Here is a 20,923-nt window from a genome sequence, read left to right as displayed (position 1 = left end):
TTCTCCATCTGGCTCTGCACCGACGGCAGCGCCAGCGCTAATGCCTCTTTAATGGCGTGCACGTCCGGCGCGCAGTTGAGCTTCGCGGCAATCACCGCCAGCTGCCCGGCGTCGTGGTGCGCCAGCAGGCTTTCCAGCGCGGTCAGCGCCATGCCCGCTTCCGGGATGTTGGAGAGCAGCCCGCCGAAGCCAATCGGCAGCAGCAGCAGCGGCTCGAACTTCTTCGCGATGGCCAGCCACAGCAGCAGCAGGCTCACCAGCAGCATGATGGCCTGGCCGGCGCCGAGGTGCATCAGGCCCATCCCCTGAATCAGGGCGTTCAGACTTTCCATTTCCGCTCCTCGTCCTTACGCCAGCGTCATCAGGGTGTCGCCCACGGAAACCGCGTCGCCGGACTTCACCGCAATACCGCGTACCGTCCCGGCCTGCGCGGCGCGGATTTCGGTTTCCATCTTCATGGCTTCCAGAATCAGCAGCACGTCGCCTTCCGCCACCGTCTGGCCCTCGGCGGCAATCACCTTCCAGATGTTGCCCGCCAGCGGGGCGGTGACCGGGGTGCCGGCGCCTGCCGGGGCGGCAGCCTGAACCGGTGCGGAAGACGGGGTGGCAGCAGTGAGCTGGCTGATATCGCCGCCGTCGCTGACCTTCACCACAAAGGCCTTGCCTTCCACTTCCACGGTGTAGATACCGGAGGCGGCAGGTTTTGCCGGGGCTGCGGCAGGCTGCGCGGCTTCCGCCTGCGGCAGTGGCTCAAACGCCGCCGGGTTGTGGCGGTTCTCAAGGAATTTGAGGCCGATTTGCGGGAACAGCGCCACGGTGAGCACGTCGTCGATGGCGTTTCCCGCCAGAGTAATGCCCTTCTCCTGCGCCTGGCGCCTGACGTCCGCTTCCAGTTCAGCCAGCTCCGGCTTCAGCAGGTCCGCCGGGCGGCAGGTCACCGGAGCGCCCCCTTCCAGCACGCGGGCCTGTAGCGCGGCGTTGACCGGCACCGGAGTGTGGCCGTATTCGCCTTTCAGAATGCCGGCGGTCTCTTTGGCGATGGTTTTGTAGCGTTCGCCGGTCAGGACGTTGAGCACCGCCTGGGTGCCGACAATCTGCGAGGTCGGGGTCACCAGCGGGATAAAGCCGAGGTCCTCGCGCACGCGGGGGATTTCCGCCAGCACCTGGTCGAGTTTGTCCGCCGCGTTCTGCTGCTTCAGCTGGCTTTCGAGGTTAGTGAGCATTCCGCCCGGCACCTGCGCCACCAGAATGCGGCTGTCGTAGCCTTTCAGCTGGCCTTCAAAGGCGTGGTATTTTTTGCGCACCTCGCGGAAGTACGCCGCGATGCTTTCCAGCTTCAGGATATCCAGCCCGGTGTCATATTTTGTGCCGGCAAGCGTGGCGACCAGCGCCTCGGTGGCCGGGTGGCCGTAGGTGGCGCTCATGGAGGAAATCGCCGTGTCCACGCCGTCAACGCCCGCCTCGATAGCCTTCAGCAGGGCCATCTCCGCCATCCCGGTGGTGGCGTGACAGTGCAGGTGCAGGCGCACCTCAAAACGTTTTTTGATTTCACTGACCAGCTCAAAGGCGGCCATCGGCGTGAGAATGCCGGACATATCCTTGATGGCAATCGAGTCAACACCGGTTTCCAGCAGTTGTTCGGTTAAGTCCAGCCAGGTCTGCAGCGTGTGTGCCGGGCTGGTGGTGTACGAGAGCGTGCCCTGGGCGTGGGCGCCGTGGCTGCGCACCGCCTGCAGGGCGGCTTTCATATTGCGCGGGTCGTTCATGGCATCGAAGACGCGGAACACGTCCATGCCGTTTTTCACCGCGCGTTCGACGAAGCGCTCCACCACGTCATCGGCGTAGTGGCGGTAGCCGAGCAGGTTCTGGCCGCGCAGCAACATCTGCAGGGGGGTTTTGGGCATGGCTTTTTTGAGTTCGCGCAGGCGCAGCCAAGGGTCTTCGCCGAGAAAGCGGATACAGGCGTCAAAGGTGGCGCCGCCCCAGCACTCCAGCGACCCGTAGCCCACGTCGTCGAGCTGAGCGGCAATCGGCAGCATATCGTCAAGGCGCAGGCGGGTGGCGAACAGAGACTGGTGGGCGTCACGCAGGACGACGTCGGTAATGGCAATAGTCATGGATCCCTCCGGGAATTAAGCGTTAAGTCGGTGATGGTGAATGGCGGCGGCAATCACCGGCTTTAAGCGGGTGAAGTCGTCCACGACGGGAACGGCGCGCGGTGCGGGCGCGGCGACGGGTTCCGGGAAGAAGCGAGTAATCACGGCAGACATGCCGCGAATGGCAAAGATGAGCAGGAACAGAAAGCTCAGTACGAACCCCATCCCTAAAAACATCAGGGTGAAACCTTCACCCAGTAGTACAGCTTCATTCATGAATCATTTTCCATAATGAGAGGCACGACGGTGGCCTTGACGACAACCTTCCTGGTGAATCCGGCTAAGGAGTAGAGTGGATTTCCCTTGGCCACCTCTGGCTTTGGCCTCTACTTTTCTCCAGGTCATTTGCGGCAAAGACACCGCCGTGCGTTTTTTTACACCATCATGCTGAACACGATGCTGGCGATAACCAGCACAATACCGCCGCCCAGACGAGAGGAAATTTGTGCATATGAAATGAGATTCATACGGTTACAGGCGGAGAGCACTTCCAGATCGCCGGAGCCGCCGCGGTTGGCCATACAAAGACCCGCAGTAATGGATGATTCAATCGGGTAGAAGCCAATCAACCAGCCCCCGATAGCTGCGCCAACGACTGCGCCGACCACGATGATCGCGGCGATAACGACGTTCGCGAACGTCAGGGCATCGATGATCTCTTGCAGATCGGTGTAGCAAACACCTACACCTACCATCAGCACCCACAGCAGTTGTTTGGAGAAGAAGTCAGAAAGACGTTTCGCCCCGGCTTTAATCTCCGGTGAGCAAAGACCTGATGCGTTCAGCGCAGCAACAATCAGAACCATCCAGGCGAAGTAGTGAATAGAGACGCCGCCGATGCTTGGCAGAATTTTCTTGGCAACAACATAGGCCAGCAGGAAGCAAGTGGTGGATAACACCATGCCAACCGCCGTTTCACGATGGGTAATCTGACCGGCCTTTTCATCATCTTCGGTTTTGAAGGAAGCCTTACGAACCAACTCACCTTCACCGCTAAGCCAGGTGTATTTTTTGCCTATCATATCGAGGAGGGCGGCGAAAATAATGGCGAAGATGTTTGCGATGGTCAGAATGGCGATAGCCGTTGAGTAGTACTCTTCGCGAGAACGTCCGGTAACCGAGTGATAAATTTCAGACAGAGGCACGGCGCCCGCGCCGTTACCACCGCCCATAATCGGCAGAACGTACAGCATCATGATACGGTCGACCGGGATACCGAAGCACAGACCAATGACGATACCGAAAAGGGACGCGCCGACAATCCCGGCGAGGATGGTTGGGATATAGCCCAGCAGTGATTTTAATAGCAGCTTACGGTTTACCGACAGGATAGCGCCTGTGATCAACACCGCGATAAACAGGTTAAGGAAGTTGCTTTTATCCATTACGTTGCTGATCGCATCAATTTCTTTCTGCGTAAATATGCCAGCATAGACAAAATAAGCTGCAACCAGAAATATCATAACCGGTGCGCCGCCAATATATTTATTGAAGATCGGTAAACGTTTGCCGATTTCACCAAAAATGGCCCCCATCACAAACATAAGGGCAAAACCACCGACTAAGTCAGTAGGTATAGCATTATAAAAATGAGAAAGTAATAAAGTAATTAATGCAAAAGCATAAAGCGGTAGCGGCATACCAAAGATTTTGAATCTGAGTAAATCGCTAGCCCCCTTTCTCTCCGTAGCCGAAGCCTGGGTCATGTTGGTCATAAACATTTTCCTGTGTATTGATGGGTAACAAGACCTGCGCATACTAATAAATTCAATGAACCGTGAGATGTGACTATCTTCACTGAATGGTTGTGTTTTTAATTAATTTAATTGTTTTTATTAACTCTGATTAATTAAGGAAATAAAAACTATAAAGGTCATAAAGGCAGCGGGGAAAGTGTGATGTCTATTCCAGACGAATAATATAAACACTGGCGAAATATGCGACGTTATTTGCTGACGGATGCAGAATAGAGTGAATCTAATATTTAAACGCATTTATTTGCAAAAGGATGTATTGCGTCGCGAGTCGGTCGCCATGTTTCTGGAGGGCGTGGGACTCGCCCTGGAAGATGATTGTGAAATCGCGGTATGCGCATATTGGCAGGGTGAGATAGTTGGATGCGGCTCGCTGGCCGGAAACGTACTGAAATGCATCGCCGTTTCCCCGGTTTTACAAGGGGAAGGGCTCAGCCTCAAACTGCTGACTGAGCTGCTTACATTGGCCTACGAGTTAAACCGCAGCGAGCTTTTCCTGTTCACTAAGCCGCAAAATCGGTTGCTGTTTTCTGGCGCGGGGTTTTGGCCCATTGCGCAGGCAGGTGAGCTGGCGGTGTTAATGGAGAACAGCAGTGAACGGTTAGCGCGCTTTTGTCGCCAACTGGCGCTTTATCGTCAACCGGGAAAAACGATCGGCGCCATCGTCATGAACGCCAATCCGTTTACATTGGGCCACCGTTATCTGGTGGAGCAAGCGGCTGCGGCCTGTGACTGGTTGCATCTGTTTGTAGTCAAAGAAGATGCTTCATTTTTTTCCTATACCGACCGTTGGGCGCTGATCGAACAAGGAATCGCGGGCATTGACAACGTCACGTTGCATTCCGGCTCCGCTTATATGATCTCGCGTGCGACGTTTCCCGGCTATTTCCTCAAAGAAAAAGGGGTTGTGGACGACTGCCATTGCCAGATCGATCTGCAACTCTTCCGTGAACATCTGGCTCCAGCGCTGGGGATTACCCATCGTTTTGTCGGCAGTGAGCCGTTTTGTCCTCTGACCTGTGCCTATAACCAGCGGATGCACGACATTTTACACGATCCGAAGCGCAGCGGCCCGGTTATTGAGGTCGTCGAGCTGGCGCGGGTGGAGAAAAACGGCACGGCTATTTCCGCCTCTCGCGTCAGAAAACTGTATAGCGAACGTAATTGGCCGGCAATAAGCGCGCTGGTGCCTGCTGGCACCCTGGCATATCTGCAGCGGCATGCCGCCAGACACACTGAAACCATATGACGTAACACCGTTAACAAGGAACATAACTAATGAAAATCATTAAAGATGCCCTGGCAGGCACGCTGGAATCCAGCGATGTGATGATCAGGATTGGTCCATCCAGCGAGCCAGGAATTCGGCTGGAGCTAGAGAGTCTGGTGAAGCAGCAGTTTGGCGCGGCGATTGAGCAGGTGGTTCGGGAAACGCTGGCGAAGCTGGGCGTTGAACGCGCGCTGGTTAGCGTCGATGACAAAGGCGCGCTGGAGTGTATTTTACGCGCCCGAGTGCAGGCGGCGGCGTTACGCGCTGCAGAACAAACGGAAATTCAATGGAGTGCGTTATGAGACCTCGTCGCAGTATGTTGTTTATTCCCGGCGCAAATGCGGCCATGTTGAGCACCTCGTTTGTCTACGGTGCGGACGCGGTGATGTTCGACTTAGAAGACGCCGTAGCATTACGTGAGAAAGATACCGCCCGTCTTTTAGTCCATCACGCGCTTCAACATCCGTTCTATCAGGATGTTGAAAAAGTGGTGCGCATTAATCCACTGAACACGCCGTTCGGTCTGGCCGATCTTGAGGCCGTCGTGCGTGGTGGCGCGGATATCGTGCGTCTGCCGAAAACCGACAGCAAAAACGATGTGCTGGAGCTGGAAGCGCAGGTCGAACGGATCGAACGTGAATGTGGACGTGAGGTCGGCAGTACCAGGCTGATGGCGGCGATCGAATCAGCGAAAGGCGTGGTCAATGCCGTCGATATCGCCACCTCCAGCCCGCGCATGGTGGCAATTGCGCTGGCGGCATTTGATTACGTGATGGATATGGGCACCAGCCGGGGCGATGGCACCGAGCTGTTCTACGCCCGCTGCGCAGTGCTGCATGCGGCGCGCGTTGCGGGTATTGCCGCCTATGATGTCGTTTGGTCGGATATCAATAATGAAGAAGGCTTCCTGAAGGAAGTGCAGTTGGCGAAAGGGCTTGGTTTTAACGGTAAGTCCTTAGTGAACCCACGTCAGATTGAGCTGTTACATCAGGCTTATTCTCCGACACGTAAAGAAGTTGAGCATGCGTATGAGGTGATTGCCGCCGCTGAAGAGGCTGAGTCTCGCGGTCTGGGCGTCGTTTCACTCAACGGCAAAATGATTGACGGCCCGATTATCGACCACGCGCGCAAAGTGGTGGCGCTGTCGGCTTCCGGTATTCGTGATTAAGGAAGGAACCATGAAAGAGACTGTAACCATGCTCAACCAGCAATATGTCGTACCGGAAGGATTACAGCCCTACCAGGGGGTAACAGCGAACAGCCCGTGGCTTGCCAGTGAAACGGAAAAGCGTCGGCGTAAAATTTGTGACTCGCTTGAAGAGGCTATCCGTCGTTCCGGGCTTAAAAATGGCATGACGATATCCTTCCACCATGCGTTTCGTGGTGGCGACAAAGTTGTCAATATGGTGATGGCGAAGCTGGCGGAAATGGGATTCCGCGATCTGACGCTTGCCTCCAGCTCATTAATTGATGCCCACTGGCCGCTTATCGAACACATTAAAAATGGCGTGGTGCGGCAGATTTATACCTCCGGGCTGCGCGGCAAGTTAGGGGAAGAGATCTCCGCTGGCCTGATGGAAAACCCGGTACAGATCCACTCTCACGGCGGCCGCGTAAAACTGATTCAGAGCGGTGAGCTGAATATTGATGTCGCTTTCCTCGGCGTGCCGTGCTGCGACGAATTTGGTAATGCGAACGGCTTTAGCGGCAAGTCACGCTGCGGCTCTTTGGGGTATGCGCAGGTTGATGCGCAGTACGCTAAATGCGTGGTGCTCCTGACTGAAGAGTGGGTCGAATTCCCCAATTATCCGGCCAGTATCGCGCAGGATCAGGTTGATTTGATCGTACAGGTGGACGAAGTTGGGGATCCGGAAAAAATCACCGCGGGCGCGATTCGTCTGTCCAGCAACCCGCGTGAACTGTTGATCGCCCGGCAGGCGGCCAATGTGATCGAACACTCAGGTTATTTTTGTGACGGTTTCTCGCTGCAAACCGGCACCGGTGGCGCTTCTCTGGCGGTCACCCGTTTCCTGGAAGACAAAATGCGTCGCCACAACATTACGGCGAGTTTTGGCCTGGGCGGGATCACCGGCACCATGGTGGATCTGCATGAGAAAGGGTTGATCAAAGCGCTGCTGGATACGCAATCATTCGATGGCGATGCAGCCCGTTCGCTGGCGCAGAATCCACATCATATTGAAATCTCAACCAATCAATACGCGAACCCCGCCTCTAAAGGCGCGGCATGCGAACGCCTGAATGTGGTGATGCTGAGCGCACTGGAAATTGACGTGAATTTCAACGTTAACGTGATGACCGGTTCAAACGGCGTACTGCGTGGCGCATCGGGCGGCCATAGCGATACGGCAGCAGGGGCCGATCTCACCATTATTACCGCACCGCTGGTCCGTGGCCGAATCCCATGCGTGGTGGAAAAAGTGCTGACTACCGTCACGCCTGGGGCAAGTGTTGATGTGCTGGTTACCGACCATGGTATTGCGGTGAACCCTGCGCGTCAGGATCTGCTTGATAACCTGCGTGCTGCAGGTGTGGCGCTGATGACCATCGAACAACTGCAACAGCGCGCCGAGCAACTGACCGGTAAACCGCAGCCGATTGAGTTTACCGATCGGGTGGTGGCTGTGGTGCGTTATCGCGACGGTTCAGTGATTGACGTGATTCGCCAGGTTAAAGGCTGATGAAGGGCACAGACCTGCTGTACCAGGGCCAGGCAGTTACGCTGGAGGAGATGCTACAAGCGCGCGATAAACGTGCCGCCAGGCAGCGTCAGGCGTTGAACTGCTATCGGCTACCGTTGATTTCCCTCACGCTGGTTGCACCGGGCGCCGTTAAAAACTCAGCGGTCTGGCGGCGTGTCGCCGATTACGCAATTGCCGAAATACTGGCGCTTTGCGAACAGAAGGAGTGGGTCAACGTCTGGGAAATGCAGGTAAATGAACGCAGCGGCCCGGAATGGATGGCAGCGGTCTGTGCGCCGGCAATGGCGTTGAAACAGCACATGTCGACACTAGAGATGAGCCATCCGTTAGGGCGGCTTTGGGACATTGACATTATTGATAGCGACGGTAAGTCGCTATCACGCCGTGAACTCGGGCATCCTGCCCGGCCATGTTTGATATGCCAGCAGGATGCTCATCTCTGTGCCCGGGGCAAGCATCACACCCTTGACCTTTTGTTGGATGAAATTGCACGAAGGATTGAATGTTATGAGCGTGAGCGTTGTGACTGAACGGCGTACGCCAGCGTACTCATCGCTGGCGGCTGGCGATCTTAACGGGTTGGTTGCAAGAGCGCTGCTGACGGAAGTCAGGCTGACACCAAAACCCGGTCTGGTCGATATTCGTAATTCGGGAGCGCATAGGGATATGGATCTGGCGGTATTTGAACGTAGCACTACCGCCATTGCTCCGTGGATGGAAAAGTTTTTTATCATGGGCAACAACACGGCGGCGCTGGCGGCAGAAAATGTCCTGGTGATGCTGCGTCCGCTGGGGATGGCCTGTGAGAACGATATGCTACAGGCGACCAATGGTGTGAATACCCATCGCGGGGCGATTTTCGCTTTTGGCCTGCTGAGCGCAGCGATTGGCCGACTTCTCGCGCGGGGAGAACCGTTGGAGCAAAATCGTATCTGCGACCAGGTTGCCCGCCTGAGTCGGAATATTGTTGCCCACGAGCTCTCAGCAAAAAAAGCGGGAAAACTGACAAAGAGTGAAACCCATTTCCAGTGCTATGGCCTGTCGGGCGCGCGGGGAGAAGCGGAAAGCGGTTTTCGAACCGTCAGAACGCAGGCTTTGCCGGTGTTTAACCGGGTCGTGCAGGAGCATGACGATACCCATCTTGCCCTGCTGCAAACATTGTTGCATCTGATGGCGTGGAATGATGATACCAATCTGGTGTCACGGGGAAGCCTGGAAGGGCTTTACTACGTGCAGCAGCAGGCACAAAAATTGTTGTGGCAAGGGGGCGTATTGGTTGAGGGGGGCATTGAAGCGATGCAGTCCCTCGATGATGAACTCATCCTGCGTAACTTAAGCCCTGGCGGTAGCGCGGATTTACTGGCAGTGACCTGGTTTTTAAGTCATTTTCCTGCCGGTTCCCTCTATCCTGAGTAAGTTTCTCTTCTTTCATTCTCTCCAGCAATGATTCATCCTGCGGGATGAATCATGTCTTTTACTGATATCGCTCCCTGTTTATCATTAATTTCTAATTATCGGCGATTTTAGATGGCGGCCTCCGGGCGCGCTGGTTACTCTGAAAACGGTTTACGCAATTTTTACAAAAGAGAATAGCTATGCATGAAGCACAGATCCGCGTTGCGATTGTCGGCGCCGGTGGCCGCATGGGACGGCAGTTAATCCAGGCCGCCATGGCGATGGAAGGTGTTCAGCTGGGTGCCGCGCTGGAGCGCGAAGGCTCTTCATTGCTGGGTAGCGATGCGGGCGAACTGGCAGGCGTGGGGAAAACGGACGTCATCATTCAAAGCGATCTGGCGTCGGTCAAAGATGATTTCGATGTTCTGGTCGATTTTACCCGTCCTGAAGGCACACTGGCGCATCTGGCATTCTGCCGTAAACATGGTAAAGGGATGGTGATTGGTACTACCGGCTTTGACGACGCCGGTAAACAGGCCATTCGCGAGGCGTCGCAAGAGATTGCGATCGTTTTCGCCGCAAACTTTAGCGTCGGCGTTAACGTCATGCTCAAGCTGCTGGAGAAAGCCGCGAAGGTAATGGGCGACTACACCGATATTGAAATTATTGAAGCGCACCACCGCCATAAAGTGGATGCACCGTCGGGTACGGCGCTGGCAATGGGCGAGGCAATCGCCGGGGCGCTGGATAAAGATCTGAAGGACTGCGCGGTCTACTCGCGTGAAGGTTATACCGGCGAGCGCGTACCGGGAACGATTGGCTTTGCAACCGTTCGGGCGGGCGACATCGTCGGCGAACATACCGCGATGTTTGCCGATATTGGCGAGCGCGTAGAGATTACGCATAAAGCTTCCAGCCGCATGACGTTTGCAAATGGCGCGTTGCGATCGGCATTATGGCTAAAAACGAAGAAAAATGGGCTATTTGACATGCGGGATGTGCTGGGACTGGATGTACTATAACGACTAAATACCTTCGTGATGTGGTTGTGGTAATCAAGATTAATTGATTACAAAGGGCAATATATTATTGCCCTTTTGTTTTTTGCCCCCCGGTTATTCGGTCAGATAAATAACGCCTTTCACCATTCATGTTTCGACAGTTTCTTCGCCCACGATATGTTCTGCCGTTGTTTTCGCGTTAAGAATAGTCAGTTTAAAGACATCCGGGCCAACGGCATCCATTTGCGTGACGTAATTGCCATTACGATAAATGCGGTTAATTAGTCCTTCAGGCGCATCGGTACGGGCCATTACGTTCAACGGGAAAAATACTGCCTGAACTGATGTTAGTCATATTCAGCCGCAGTGGCTTACCGTATGCAAAAGGCACCTCGACCAGACTGATAAGACTGATATCCATCGTGGGGTTAGCGCTGTTCCTCGGGGGCGTTTTATCTCTTTTGTTTCAATAGGTTAGCTTTTTTATGCTGTAGTGAGGCTGGTTGTGGTCCAATCGTATGCGCTAGTCTTAAAGAAAAAGAAGCTGGATCTTCATATCGCGATTGTAATTGTTATTACATTGTCTTAATTTGCTGTTTTTGTTGATTTTATAATGCATTTGATTTGTTTTTTTATATTTTTAACATATTGATTTTTAAAATGTTTTTGTTGTTAATTTGCTTAATTTTGAATTTTTATGCATTTAATGGTGTTGATGACTATTAAATGAATTTTTATCGTTGTTTTTTGTTGTTTTAATGTGAAATTTGACCATTTGGTCCACTTTTTATCGTTCCAGTCAGCTTTTTTCGAACTCAAGGAAGCGCAAGCGTTTTCTATCGTCACTTAGTTGATCTTTTTGACTCTTAAACAGAATAACTTCCTTATAATGTGCAAAATAACATAAAAAATACCCTCTTTAAGTTGACTTTTATCCGGCTTAACTTCAGAATGCCGCCGTTTGCCAGAAATCCACGGGTAAGCAAATTTGCATTGCTTCATACTGACTGAATGAATTAATATGCAAATAAAGTGAGTGAATATTCTCTGGAGGGTGTTTTGATTAAGTCAGCGCTATTGGTTCTGGAAGACGGAACCCAGTTTCACGGTCGGGCCATTGGGGCAACGGGTTCGGCGGTTGGGGAAGTCGTTTTCAATACTTCAATGACCGGTTATCAAGAAATCCTCACTGATCCTTCCTATTCCCGCCAAATCGTCACTCTTACTTATCCCCATATTGGTAATGTCGGCACCAATGAAGCCGATGAAGAATCTTCTCAGATTCATGCGCAAGGTTTAGTGATTCGCGATCTGCCGTTGATTGCCAGCAACTTCCGTAACACAGAAGACCTCTCTTCTTACCTCAAACGGCATAACATTGTGGCAATTGCTGATATCGATACCCGCAAGCTGACGCGTCTGCTGCGTGAGAAAGGTGCACAGAACGGCTGTATCATTGCAGGCGATAGCCCGGATGCGAAGCTGGCGCTGGAAAAAGCGAAAGCATTTCCTGGACTGAACGGTATGGATCTGGCGAAAGAAGTGACCACGGCGGAAACCTACCGCTGGACGCAGGGGAGCTGGACGCTGAAAGACGGTTTACCGGAAGCGAAATCTGAGGATGACCTGCCGTTCCACGTGGTGGCCTACGATTTTGGCGCCAAGCGCAACATCCTGCGTATGCTGGTGGATCGCGGCTGCCGCCTGACGGTGGTGCCAGCGCAGACCTCTGCTGAAGAGGTGCTGAAAATGAACCCGGACGGCATCTTCCTGTCGAACGGCCCTGGCGACCCGGCCCCGTGCGACTACGCCATCGAGGCGATTAAGAAATTCCTCCAGACCGACATTCCGCTATTTGGCATCTGCCTCGGCCATCAGCTGCTGGCGCTGGCGAGCGGTGCGAAGACCGTTAAGATGAAGTTCGGCCATCACGGCGGCAACCATCCGGTAAAAGATATGGACCGAAACGTGGTGATGATTACCGCGCAGAATCACGGCTTTGCGGTGGATGAAGACTCGCTGCCAGCCAACCTGCGCGTGACCCACAAGTCGCTGTTCGACGGCACCCTGCAGGGCATTCACCGTACCGATAAACCGGCGTTCAGCTTCCAGGGCCACCCGGAAGCCAGCCCCGGCCCGCACGATGCTGCACCGCTGTTCGACCACTTTATCGAGCTTATTGAGCAATACCGTCAGTCCGCGAAATAATCAGGAGTAATAAGAGCCATGCCAAAACGTACAGATATAAAAAGCATCCTGATTCTGGGCGCGGGCCCGATTGTTATCGGTCAGGCGTGTGAGTTTGACTACTCCGGCGCTCAGGCGTGTAAAGCGCTGCGCGAAGAGGGTTACCGCGTCATTCTGGTGAACTCCAACCCGGCCACCATCATGACCGACCCGGAAATGGCCGATGCCACCTACATCGAGCCGATTCACTGGGAAGTGGTGCGCAAAATCATTGAAAAAGAGCGTCCGGATGCGGTGCTGCCGACCATGGGCGGCCAGACAGCGCTGAACTGCGCGCTGGAGCTGGAGCGGCAGGGCGTGCTCGAAGAGTTCGGCGTCACCATGATTGGCGCCACCGCCGACGCCATTGATAAAGCCGAAGACCGTCGTCGCTTCGATATCGCGATGAAGAAAATTGGTCTCGACACCGCGCGTTCCGGTATCGCGCACACCATGGAAGAAGCGCTGGCGGTTGCCGCTGACGTGGGCTTCCCGTGCATCATCCGGCCTAGCTTTACCATGGGCGGCACCGGCGGCGGTATCGCTTACAACCGTGAAGAGTTCGAAGAAATCTGCGAACGCGGTCTGGACCTCTCGCCAACCAACGAGCTGCTGATTGATGAATCGCTGATCGGCTGGAAAGAGTACGAGATGGAAGTGGTGCGTGATAAAAACGACAACTGCATCATCGTCTGCTCCATCGAAAACTTCGATGCGATGGGCATCCATACCGGCGACTCCATCACCGTGGCCCCGGCACAGACGCTGACCGACAAAGAATATCAAATCATGCGTAACGCCTCGATGGCGGTACTGCGTGAAATCGGCGTCGAAACCGGCGGTTCTAACGTCCAGTTCGCAGTGAACCCGAAAAACGGTCGTCTGATCGTTATCGAAATGAACCCGCGCGTCTCCCGCTCCTCGGCGCTGGCGTCGAAAGCCACCGGTTTCCCGATTGCCAAAGTGGCGGCCAAACTGGCGGTGGGTTATACCCTCGACGAGCTGATGAACGATATCACCGGTGGGCGTACTCCGGCCTCCTTCGAGCCGTCCATCGACTATGTGGTTACTAAAATTCCGCGCTTTAACTTCGAGAAATTCGCCGGTGCTAATGACCGTCTGACCACCCAGATGAAATCGGTCGGGGAAGTGATGGCGATTGGTCGCACCCAGCAGGAATCCCTGCAGAAAGCGCTGCGCGGCCTGGAAGTGGGCGCCACCGGCTTCGACCCGAAAGTCAGCCTCGACGACCCGGAAGCGCTGACCAAAATCCGCCGCGAGCTGAAAGATGCGGGTGCAGATCGTATCTGGTACATCGCCGATGCTTTCCGCGCAGGCTTGTCTGTGGATGGCGTGTTCAACCTGACCAACATTGACCGCTGGTTCCTGGTGCAAATTGAAGAGCTGGTGCGTCTGGAAGAGAAAGTCGCTGAAGTCGGGATTACTGGTCTCAACGCCGACTTCCTGCGTCAGCTCAAGCGTAAAGGTTTTGCCGATGCGCGTCTGGCGAAACTGGCGGGCGTGCGTGAAGCGGAAATCCGCAAGCTGCGTGACCAGTATGACCTGCATCCGGTCTACAAGCGTGTGGATACCTGCGCGGCGGAATTCGCCACCGATACCGCCTACATGTACTCCACTTATGAAGATGAGTGCGAAGCGAACCCGTCCGTTGATCGCGACAAAATCATGGTCCTCGGCGGTGGCCCGAACCGTATCGGCCAGGGTATCGAATTTGACTACTGCTGCGTACATGCCTCGCTGGCGCTGCGCGAAGACGGTTACGAAACCATTATGGTCAACTGTAACCCGGAAACCGTCTCCACCGACTACGACACCTCCGACCGCCTGTACTTCGAGCCGGTGACGCTGGAAGACGTACTGGAAATCGTGCGTATCGAGAAGCCGAAAGGCGTTATCGTGCAGTACGGCGGCCAGACCCCACTGAAGCTGGCGCGCGCGCTGGAAGCGGCAGGCGTGCCGGTTATCGGCACCAGCCCGGACGCCATCGACCGCGCGGAAGACCGCGAGCGCTTCCAGCACGCGGTTGACCGTCTGAAACTGAAGCAACCGGCCAACGCCACCGTCACCGCCATTGAACAAGCGGTTGAGAAGGCGAAAGAGATCGGCTACCCGCTGGTGGTGCGTCCTTCTTACGTGCTGGGCGGCCGGGCGATGGAAATTGTCTATGACGAAGCCGATCTGCGTCGCTACTTCCAGACCGCGGTCAGCGTCTCTAACGATGCGCCGGTGCTGCTGGACCGCTTCCTTGATGACGCGGTTGAAGTGGACGTGGACGCTATCTGCGACGGCGAAATGGTGCTGATTGGCGGCATCATGGAACACATCGAGCAGGCTGGCGTACACTCCGGCGACTCCGCCTGTTCCCTGCCGGCCTACACGCTGAGCCAGGAAATTCAGGACGTGATGCGCCAGCAGGTGCAGAAGCTGGCTTTCGAGTTGCAGGTGCGCGGCCTGATGAACGTACAGTTTGCGGTCAAGGACAACGAAGTCTACCTGATTGAGGTCAACCCGCGCGCGGCGCGTACCGTACCGTTTGTCTCCAAAGCCACCGGCGTACCGCTGGCGAAAGTGGCGGCGCGCGTGATGGCCGGTAAATCGCTGACCGAGCAGGGCGTGACCCAAGAAATTATCCCGCCGTACTACTCGGTGAAAGAAGTGGTGCTGCCGTTCAACAAATTCCCCGGCGTTGACCCGCTGTTAGGGCCAGAAATGCGCTCCACCGGGGAAGTGATGGGCGTGGGCCGTACCTTCGCGGAAGCGTTCGCCAAGGCACAATTGGGCAGTAGCTCCACCATGAAGAAACAGGGCCGTGCGCTGCTCTCCGTTCGCGAAGGCGACAAAGAGCGCGTGGTGGATCTCGCCGCTAAGCTGCTGAAACAGGGCTTTGAGCTGGATGCCACCCACGGTACGGCGATTGTGCTGGGTGAAGCTGGTATCAACCCGCGTCTGGTGAACAAGGTGCACGAAGGTCGTCCGCACATTCAGGACCGCATCAAGAATGGCGAATACACCTATATCATCAATACCACCGCAGGCCGCCGCGCGATTGAAGACTCCAGGGTGATTCGTCGTAGCGCGCTGCAGTATAAAGTGCATTATGACACCACGCTGAACGGCGGTTTTGCCACGACGATGGCGCTCAATGCCGATGCCACTGAGAAGGTAACCTCGGTGCAGGAAATGCACGCGCAGATCAAAAAGTCGTAAACAAAGGGTTCGGTGGATATTGCTCTAACCGGACCTGTAATATAATTCTGAAAGGGTTTCTGTAAAGAAACCCTTTTTTTATCTTGCGTAAGGTCATTCCTGGAGAAGTCCGTTTCCGTAACCACATTTTCTATGTAATAAGCACGATATTGCTCACACTAATCAATATTTAAGTCGCATACTATCTTTCATATCCACAATTTTAATATGGCTTAGTTTTTATTAGTTTGGACAGGCCGTAGCCAGATTTTTAATTTGTGAAATGGTGTGCTTATGTGTGAAAAATATGTTGAAAGACCGCTTTATTTGTTAATTGCTGACTGGATGATGGCAGAGAACCGATGGATCACGGCCAGGGAGATTTCCCGTCAATTTGATATTGAACACTGCAAAGCAATTAATACGCTCTCCTATATTCTGTCAGAAGTGGGGGAAATTGTTTGTGAAGTGAAGATGATCCCTAACCAGATTGCAGGACGAGGCTGCCAGTGCCAGCGTCTGGTGAAAGTCGTGAGTATCGACTCTCATCTCTATCGCCGATTGAATCATAATTTGCAGGAAAGAAAAGTGAGCGTGGCGAAAGCGCCGCGGCTGTCTGCCGTTCCCCCCACAGAGCTAAACCGTGAGCAGAAATGGCAGATGATGCTCTCCAAGAGTATGCGTCGCTAATTGTCTGTTTACCTGCTGGCGGGGTAAACGGTAATTGACGCGTAGGCCGGATAAGCGTGAGCGCATCCGGCATCAATTACTGTGCTGATTTTGGCTTCACGTCCGTCGTGCCTTTCAGGCGCGGTCGGTTTTCTTCGACCTGCGTTAACGGCTTCGTTTCAGATAACCCCGTTCGACAACGGATCGCAAGATCCTGATATTCTTTGGTATTGAGGCGTTTCCAGTGCAGCTCCTGGTCCGTAACCTGGCGTAGTACGCGCACCGGTGAACCCACCAGCAGTTGCCTTGCCTCACCCTGAAATCCGGCTTTGATAAAACTCATGGCGGCGACAATGCTCTCTTCGCCAATCACTGCGCCGTCCATAATGACGCTGTTCATGCCGACCAGGGCGTCCCGTCCCACCACGCAGCCATGTAGAATAGCGCCGTGGCCGATATGGCCGTTTTCATGCACGATGGTATCGGTATCGCAGTAGCCATGCATAATGCAGCCATCCTGCAGATTAGAGCCGGCCTCCAGGATCAGGCGACCATAATCCCCACGCAATGACGCGAGTGGGCCAATATAAACACCGGCGCCCACGATGACATCGCCAATCAGCACGGCGCTGGGATGGACAAACGCGTCCGGATGCACCACCGGGATCAGTCCTTCAAAGGCGTAATAGCTCATAGTTGTACCTTGGTTTTTTTTTGCCGGATGGCGGCGTAAACACCTTATCCGGCCTACGGTTGCGCATGTGCTGTAGGCCGGATAAGCGAAGCGCCATCCGGCATAGTCACATTAACGACCCTTCCACACCGGATCGCGTTTTTCGGCAAATGCCTGCGGTCCTTCGAGCGCATCTTCTGAATGCAGTACCGACGGATAATGCTTCAGTACGCCGCTGCGGATGTAGCGGTAGCCTTCTTCTACCGGCATTTCGCTGGTCGCGCGATAAATCTCTTTCAGCGCCGCGATAGCCAGCGGGGCGCTATTGACCAGTTGTTGCGCCAGTTCGCGCGCGCTATCCATCAGTTCGCTCTGGCTGACAACGCGGTTCACGATCCCCCAACGCAGCGCTTCTTCGGCGCTCATTCGTCTGCCGGTCATTACCATTTCGTTGACGATAGCCGGTGGCAGCAGCTTAGGCAGACGCAATACGCCGCCGCTGTCAGGCACGATGCCGAGCTTTGCTTCCGGCAGCGCGAAGCTGGCGTTTTCGGCGCAGACAATAAAGTCCGCCGCCAGCGCCAGCTCAAAACCGCCGCCAAACGCGTAGCCGTTCACCGCGGCGATAACCGGCTTATCGAGGTCAAATATTTCGGTTAAACCAGCAAAGCCGCCGGGACCAAAATCGGCATCCGGCGCTTCACCTTCCGCTGCCGCTTTTAAGTCCCAGCCAGCAGAAAAGAATTTCTCACCGCCGCCGGTAATGATTGCTACGCGTAATTCCGGATCGTCACGGAAATTAAGAAAAGCTTCACCCATTGCAAAGCTGGTTTTGGCGTCAATGGCATTCGCTTTAGGTCGGTCGAGGGTAATTTCCAGGATCGGGCCGTTACGGGTCAGATGTAATGACTCACTCATAGTTCATCTCCAGATAAATAGTTTCCCGGCGGGAGGGATTCCTGCCGGAAGGTTTATTTCAGATTTTTTTTGATTATTTTTCCTGAACAGTTGCGCGGCAGGTCAGTTCTGATCTCCATAAAAGAGGGAACCTTGAATTTCGCCATATTGTTTTCGCAGAAGCTGAAAAACTCGGCCTCGCTTAATGTTTCACCTTCATTAAGGACGATAAACGCTTTAATGGCTTCATCACGGATCGCATCTTTAATACCGACCACCACAATGTCCTGAATTTTCGGATGTGCAGAAATAATATTTTCCAGCTCGACGCAGGAGACATTTTCCCCGCCGCGTTTAATCATGTTGCAGCGTCTGTCGACAAAATAGAAATAGCCATCCTCATCCTGGTAGCCCGAATCACCGGTATGTAACCAGCCCTCTGGCTCCAGCGCCCTGGCGGTTGCCTCCGGCTGCATGTAATACTCTTTGAAGATAGTCTTGCCGGGGATGCCTTTAATACAGATTTCGCCAATTTCTCCGGCGGGCAGCGGGCGATTTTGATCGTCGCGAATTTCAGCTTCATAGCTAAAACCCACGCGACCAATGGAAGGCCAGCGCCGTTTGTCTCCGGGACGGTCGCCAATAATTCCGACAATGGTTTCAGTCATACCATAAGAGGTCAGCAGCCTGACGCCAAAGCGTTCGGTAAAGGCGTCTTTTTCCTGCGCGGATAGATTGAGATAGAACATCACTTCGCGCAGATGATGCTGCCTGTCCGTTGGCGCGGCGGGCTGGACCATCAGCGTGCGGATCATCATCGGAATGCACTCGGTCACCGTCGCCTGATATTTACGTACCTGATCCCAGAAGGCCCTGGCGCTGTACTTCTCCAGGAGCACAAAGGTGCTGCCGGCGGAAAAGGCTGGCATTGCGGCGGTACACTGGCAGTCGATATGAAAAGCGGGCATCACCGTCATGTACACGTCATCATCGCGCAGGGCGATTTGCCAGGCAGAGTAGTAGCCTGCAAAACGCAGATTATAGTGGGTAATCACCACCCCTTTTGGACGCGAGGTGGTACCGGAGGTAAACAGAATTTCCGCCGTATCGTCAGTGGATAACGCGGGCGTATAGCACAGCGTGGCCGACTGACGTGCTTGCAGTTGGGAAAAGTGGCTCACGCCATCGTCAGCCGGAAGCTGCTCGCCAATCAGACAGATATGATTAAGCGGAGTGCTATTGTCCTGGCGTATTTCACGGTACATAGGATAAAACTGGGCGCTGGTAACCAGCAGACTCACCTGGCTGTTTTGCAGGATCCAGGCGCTTTCTTCGCCCAGTAAGCGGGCATTAATCGGCACCATAATGGCGCCGATTTTTGCCAGTCCAAACCAGCAAAAGATGAATTCCGGACAGTTATCCAGATGCAGCGCGACCCTATCACCCTTGCGGATCCCTAAGGAGTAAAAAAGGTTCGCCGTGCGGTTAATCTCTTCATTGAGCGAAGCATAGCTAAACTGCCGAACGATTCCCTCACAGGATTCGAAAATTAACGCCGTTTTATCTCCATACACCCCGGCCAGGTCGTCCCACATCTGACGTAAGTTTTGTCCGCCAACGATATCCATATTGCTTTATCCACTGAAATCAGGCGTGAGCGCTAACCGGAAAACCGATTAGCGCATCGCGTTTAATCCTCAACTTTGGCCAGGCCTTTGCCGACCAGTTCCTTAATATCTGCTTCGCTATAACCAATGTTTTTCAGAATGGCGGCGGTATCCATGCCGTGTGACGGCATGCCACGCCAGATTTTCCCCGGGTTGTTTTTAAATTTCGGCATGATGTTCGGCCCTTTACAGGTGCGACCGTCCATTGTTTGCCACTGAGTAATCGATTCGCGGGCAACGTACTGCGGATTACCTTCCAGTTCTGGAATGGTTAGCACCTTCGCACAGGCGATATTCAGCTCAGCAAAGCGCGCCTGAACGTCGGCGATAGTGTGTGTTGCCAGCCAGGCGTCCAGTTTCTCTTCGACGAGCGGGCCGTAAGGGCATTCCACGCGATGGATGAGCTGCGTGCCTTCCGGAACTTCCGGCGTACCGAGAATGTGCGCCAGGCCAATATCTTTAAAACACTCGTTGATTTGCGTGATGCCGACCAACTCCATGACGATGTAACCATCGGCGCATTTATACAGGCCGCAACCGGCGTAGTAGGGGTCTTTCCCTTTCGTCATACGTGGACAGATTTCGCCGCCGTTGAAGTAGTCCATCATGAAGTACTGACCCATGCGCAGCATCACTTCGTACATGGCGATATCGATGCTTTCACCTTTACCCGTTTCGCGTACTTTGTGCAGGGCTGCCAGCGCGGCTGTCGTCGCGGTCATCCCGGAGAAGTAATCGGCGGTATACGGGAAGGCTGGCATCGGTTGGTCAACGTCGCCGTTTTGGATCAGATAACCACTGAATGCCTGCGCGATGGTGTTATACGCCGGAAGATTGGTGTACTCCTCGGTACCATACTGGCCGAAGCCGGAAAGGTGGGCAATGACCAGTTTCGGGTTATGTTCCCACAGCACTTCATCAGTAATACCACGGCGGGCAAAGGCCGGGCCTTTACTGGCTTCAATGAAAATATCGGTGGTTTCCATCAGTTTCAGAAACGCTTCCCGACCTTCATCTTTGAAAATATTCAGCGACAGGGCGTGCAGGTTGCGGCGTGAGAGCTGCGGGTAGTTAGGCTGTACGCGAATGGTATCGGCCCATGCGACGTTTTCAATCCAGATAACCTCGGCGCCCCATTCGGCGAACATCTGTCCGGCGAATGGACCGGCGATTTCGATTCCTGAAAAAACAACGCGTACCCCAGCAAGCGGGCCAAAGGTTGGCATTGGTAAATGATTCATCATTTTTCTCCTGGCATTTTTTGCGGTATGTAGGCCGGATAAGCACA

19 protein-coding genes are annotated in these 20,923 nt (G+C 54.2%); 10 read left to right on the top strand and 9 right to left on the bottom strand.

The genetic code is table 11. From position 1 onward, the window contains the following. The 4 genes from ACLJZ5_RS16325 to citS form a co-directional block, all read right to left on the bottom strand. Positions 1–332 (bottom strand): sodium ion-translocating decarboxylase subunit beta (locus ACLJZ5_RS16325; protein WP_410958980.1); only part of this gene is annotated, 332 nt, incomplete at its 3' end. Positions 333–347: 15 nt separating this feature from the next. After that, positions 348–2,117: a sodium-extruding oxaloacetate decarboxylase subunit alpha gene (oadA, locus tag ACLJZ5_RS16320; protein ID WP_025715180.1), complete on the bottom strand. Its 1,770-nt coding sequence runs from the start codon at positions 2,115–2,117 to the stop codon at positions 348–350. 15 nt (positions 2,118–2,132) lie between these two features. Continuing rightward, positions 2,133–2,372: an oxaloacetate decarboxylase subunit gamma gene (locus ACLJZ5_RS16315; RefSeq protein ID WP_001001155.1), complete on the bottom strand. Its 240-nt coding sequence runs from the start codon at positions 2,370–2,372 to the stop codon at positions 2,133–2,135. Between the two features lie 158 nt (positions 2,373–2,530). Then, positions 2,531–3,871, bottom strand: a complete 1,341-nt coding sequence (gene citS, locus ACLJZ5_RS16310; protein ID WP_024797394.1) for a citrate/sodium symporter CitS — start codon at positions 3,869–3,871, stop codon at positions 2,531–2,533. 244 nt (positions 3,872–4,115) lie between these two features. Between citS and citC the strand changes: the two genes are divergently transcribed. The 7 genes from citC (at position 4,116) to dapB (ending at position 10,317) form a co-directional block, all read left to right on the top strand. Then, positions 4,116–5,159, top strand: coding sequence for a [citrate (pro-3S)-lyase] ligase (gene citC, locus ACLJZ5_RS16305; protein ID WP_001181444.1), 1,044 nt, complete (start codon positions 4,116–4,118; stop codon positions 5,157–5,159). 29 nt (positions 5,160–5,188) lie between these two features. Beyond that, positions 5,189–5,482 carry a citrate lyase acyl carrier protein gene (gene citD / locus ACLJZ5_RS16300; RefSeq protein WP_000691461.1) on the top strand — a complete coding sequence of 98 codons (294 nt, stop codon included), beginning with the start codon at positions 5,189–5,191 and terminating at the stop codon, positions 5,480–5,482. Continuing rightward, complete coding sequence (gene citE, locus ACLJZ5_RS16295) at positions 5,479–6,348, top strand: citrate (pro-3S)-lyase subunit beta (protein WP_001247811.1); 870 nt, start codon at positions 5,479–5,481, stop codon at positions 6,346–6,348. Before citD ends, citE begins: the two co-directional genes overlap by 4 nt. A gap of 10 nt (positions 6,349–6,358) precedes the next feature. After that, positions 6,359–7,879, top strand: coding sequence for a citrate lyase subunit alpha (citF, locus tag ACLJZ5_RS16290; RefSeq protein WP_000665573.1), 1,521 nt, complete (start codon positions 6,359–6,361; stop codon positions 7,877–7,879). Further along, positions 7,879–8,430, top strand: a complete 552-nt coding sequence (gene citX, locus ACLJZ5_RS16285; RefSeq protein ID WP_000679050.1) for a citrate lyase holo-[acyl-carrier protein] synthase — start codon at positions 7,879–7,881, stop codon at positions 8,428–8,430. The genes citF and citX overlap by 1 nt, the downstream gene beginning before the upstream one ends. Then, complete coding sequence (gene citG, locus ACLJZ5_RS16280; RefSeq protein ID WP_024797393.1) at positions 8,408–9,316, top strand: triphosphoribosyl-dephospho-CoA synthase CitG; 909 nt, start codon at positions 8,408–8,410, stop codon at positions 9,314–9,316. Before citX ends, citG begins: the two co-directional genes overlap by 23 nt. A gap of 179 nt (positions 9,317–9,495) precedes the next feature. Next, a complete protein-coding gene (gene dapB / locus ACLJZ5_RS16275) occupies positions 9,496–10,317 on the top strand; it encodes a 4-hydroxy-tetrahydrodipicolinate reductase (protein WP_000544044.1) in 822 nt (273 codons plus the stop codon). A 126-nt stretch (positions 10,318–10,443) separates the two neighbouring features. Here dapB and ACLJZ5_RS16270 read toward each other — a convergent pair whose 3' ends face one another. Then, positions 10,444–10,608 carry a hypothetical protein gene (locus ACLJZ5_RS16270; RefSeq protein ID WP_001529894.1) on the bottom strand — a complete coding sequence of 55 codons (165 nt, stop codon included), beginning with the start codon at positions 10,606–10,608 and terminating at the stop codon, positions 10,444–10,446. Between the two features lie 747 nt (positions 10,609–11,355). On the opposite strand from ACLJZ5_RS16270, the gene carA reads away from it, so the two are divergent. The 3 genes from carA (at position 11,356) to caiF (ending at position 16,419) form a co-directional block, all read left to right on the top strand. Next, complete coding sequence (carA, locus tag ACLJZ5_RS16265) at positions 11,356–12,504, top strand: glutamine-hydrolyzing carbamoyl-phosphate synthase small subunit (RefSeq protein ID WP_024798627.1); 1,149 nt, start codon at positions 11,356–11,358, stop codon at positions 12,502–12,504. Between the two features lie 18 nt (positions 12,505–12,522). Beyond that, positions 12,523–15,750, top strand: coding sequence for a carbamoyl-phosphate synthase large subunit (carB, locus tag ACLJZ5_RS16260; protein WP_024797391.1), 3,228 nt, complete (start codon positions 12,523–12,525; stop codon positions 15,748–15,750). Positions 15,751–16,023: 273 nt separating this feature from the next. After that, positions 16,024–16,419, top strand: a complete 396-nt coding sequence (caiF, locus tag ACLJZ5_RS16255) for a carnitine metabolism transcriptional regulator CaiF (RefSeq protein WP_024797390.1) — start codon at positions 16,024–16,026, stop codon at positions 16,417–16,419. Between the two features lie 76 nt (positions 16,420–16,495). On the opposite strand, the gene caiE is transcribed toward caiF, so the two are convergent. The 4 genes from caiE to caiB form a co-directional block, all read right to left on the bottom strand. Next, complete coding sequence (gene caiE, locus ACLJZ5_RS16250) at positions 16,496–17,092, bottom strand: carnitine operon protein CaiE (RefSeq protein ID WP_024797389.1); 597 nt, start codon at positions 17,090–17,092, stop codon at positions 16,496–16,498. A gap of 111 nt (positions 17,093–17,203) precedes the next feature. Continuing rightward, positions 17,204–17,989: a crotonobetainyl-CoA hydratase gene (caiD, locus tag ACLJZ5_RS16245; protein WP_000004376.1), complete on the bottom strand. Its 786-nt coding sequence runs from the start codon at positions 17,987–17,989 to the stop codon at positions 17,204–17,206. A 53-nt stretch (positions 17,990–18,042) separates the two neighbouring features. Next, positions 18,043–19,596, bottom strand: a complete 1,554-nt coding sequence (gene caiC, locus ACLJZ5_RS16240) for a crotonobetaine/carnitine-CoA ligase (protein ID WP_000355800.1) — start codon at positions 19,594–19,596, stop codon at positions 18,043–18,045. Between the two features lie 62 nt (positions 19,597–19,658). Then, positions 19,659–20,876: an L-carnitine CoA-transferase gene (gene caiB, locus ACLJZ5_RS16235; RefSeq protein WP_001016212.1), complete on the bottom strand. Its 1,218-nt coding sequence runs from the start codon at positions 20,874–20,876 to the stop codon at positions 19,659–19,661. Between the last annotated feature and the right edge of the window lie 47 nt (positions 20,877–20,923).

It is taken from the genome of Salmonella sp. 5800 (assembly GCF_046558195.1).
In the GTDB taxonomy this organism is placed as follows: Bacteria; Pseudomonadota; Gammaproteobacteria; order Enterobacterales; family Enterobacteriaceae; genus Salmonella; species Salmonella enterica.
Note: the sequence above shows the minus strand (reverse complement) of the source record. Positions and strands in the feature narration are given on the sequence as shown.

Bases quoted from the DNA above. Each gene is read 5' to 3' on its own strand.
- carB (WP_024797391.1), top strand. From the start codon at position 12,523: ATGCCAAAACGTACAGATATAAAAAGCATCCTGATTCTGGGCGCGGGC.
- citS (WP_024797394.1), bottom strand. From the start codon at position 3,871: ATGACCAACATGACCCAGGCTTCGGCTACGGAGAGAAAGGGGGCTAGC.
- citG (WP_024797393.1), top strand. From the start codon at position 8,408: ATGAGCGTGAGCGTTGTGACTGAACGGCGTACGCCAGCGTACTCATCG.
- caiD (WP_000004376.1), bottom strand. From the start codon at position 17,989: ATGAGTGAGTCATTACATCTGACCCGTAACGGCCCGATCCTGGAAATT.
- ACLJZ5_RS16315 (WP_001001155.1), bottom strand. From the start codon at position 2,372: ATGAATGAAGCTGTACTACTGGGTGAAGGTTTCACCCTGATGTTTTTA.
- citF (WP_000665573.1), top strand. From the start codon at position 6,359: ATGAAAGAGACTGTAACCATGCTCAACCAGCAATATGTCGTACCGGAA.
- oadA (WP_025715180.1), bottom strand. From the start codon at position 2,117: ATGACTATTGCCATTACCGACGTCGTCCTGCGTGACGCCCACCAGTCT.
- caiE (WP_024797389.1), bottom strand. From the start codon at position 17,092: ATGAGCTATTACGCCTTTGAAGGACTGATCCCGGTGGTGCATCCGGAC.
- caiB (WP_001016212.1), bottom strand. From the start codon at position 20,876: ATGAATCATTTACCAATGCCAACCTTTGGCCCGCTTGCTGGGGTACGC.
- caiF (WP_024797390.1), top strand. From the start codon at position 16,024: ATGTGTGAAAAATATGTTGAAAGACCGCTTTATTTGTTAATTGCTGAC.
- dapB (WP_000544044.1), top strand. From the start codon at position 9,496: ATGCATGAAGCACAGATCCGCGTTGCGATTGTCGGCGCCGGTGGCCGC.
- ACLJZ5_RS16270 (WP_001529894.1), bottom strand. From the start codon at position 10,608: ATGGCCCGTACCGATGCGCCTGAAGGACTAATTAACCGCATTTATCGT.
- citC (WP_001181444.1), top strand. From the start codon at position 4,116: ATGCAGAATAGAGTGAATCTAATATTTAAACGCATTTATTTGCAAAAG.
- citE (WP_001247811.1), top strand. From the start codon at position 5,479: ATGAGACCTCGTCGCAGTATGTTGTTTATTCCCGGCGCAAATGCGGCC.
- citD (WP_000691461.1), top strand. From the start codon at position 5,189: ATGAAAATCATTAAAGATGCCCTGGCAGGCACGCTGGAATCCAGCGAT.
- caiC (WP_000355800.1), bottom strand. From the start codon at position 19,596: ATGGATATCGTTGGCGGACAAAACTTACGTCAGATGTGGGACGACCTG.
- citX (WP_000679050.1), top strand. From the start codon at position 7,879: ATGAAGGGCACAGACCTGCTGTACCAGGGCCAGGCAGTTACGCTGGAG.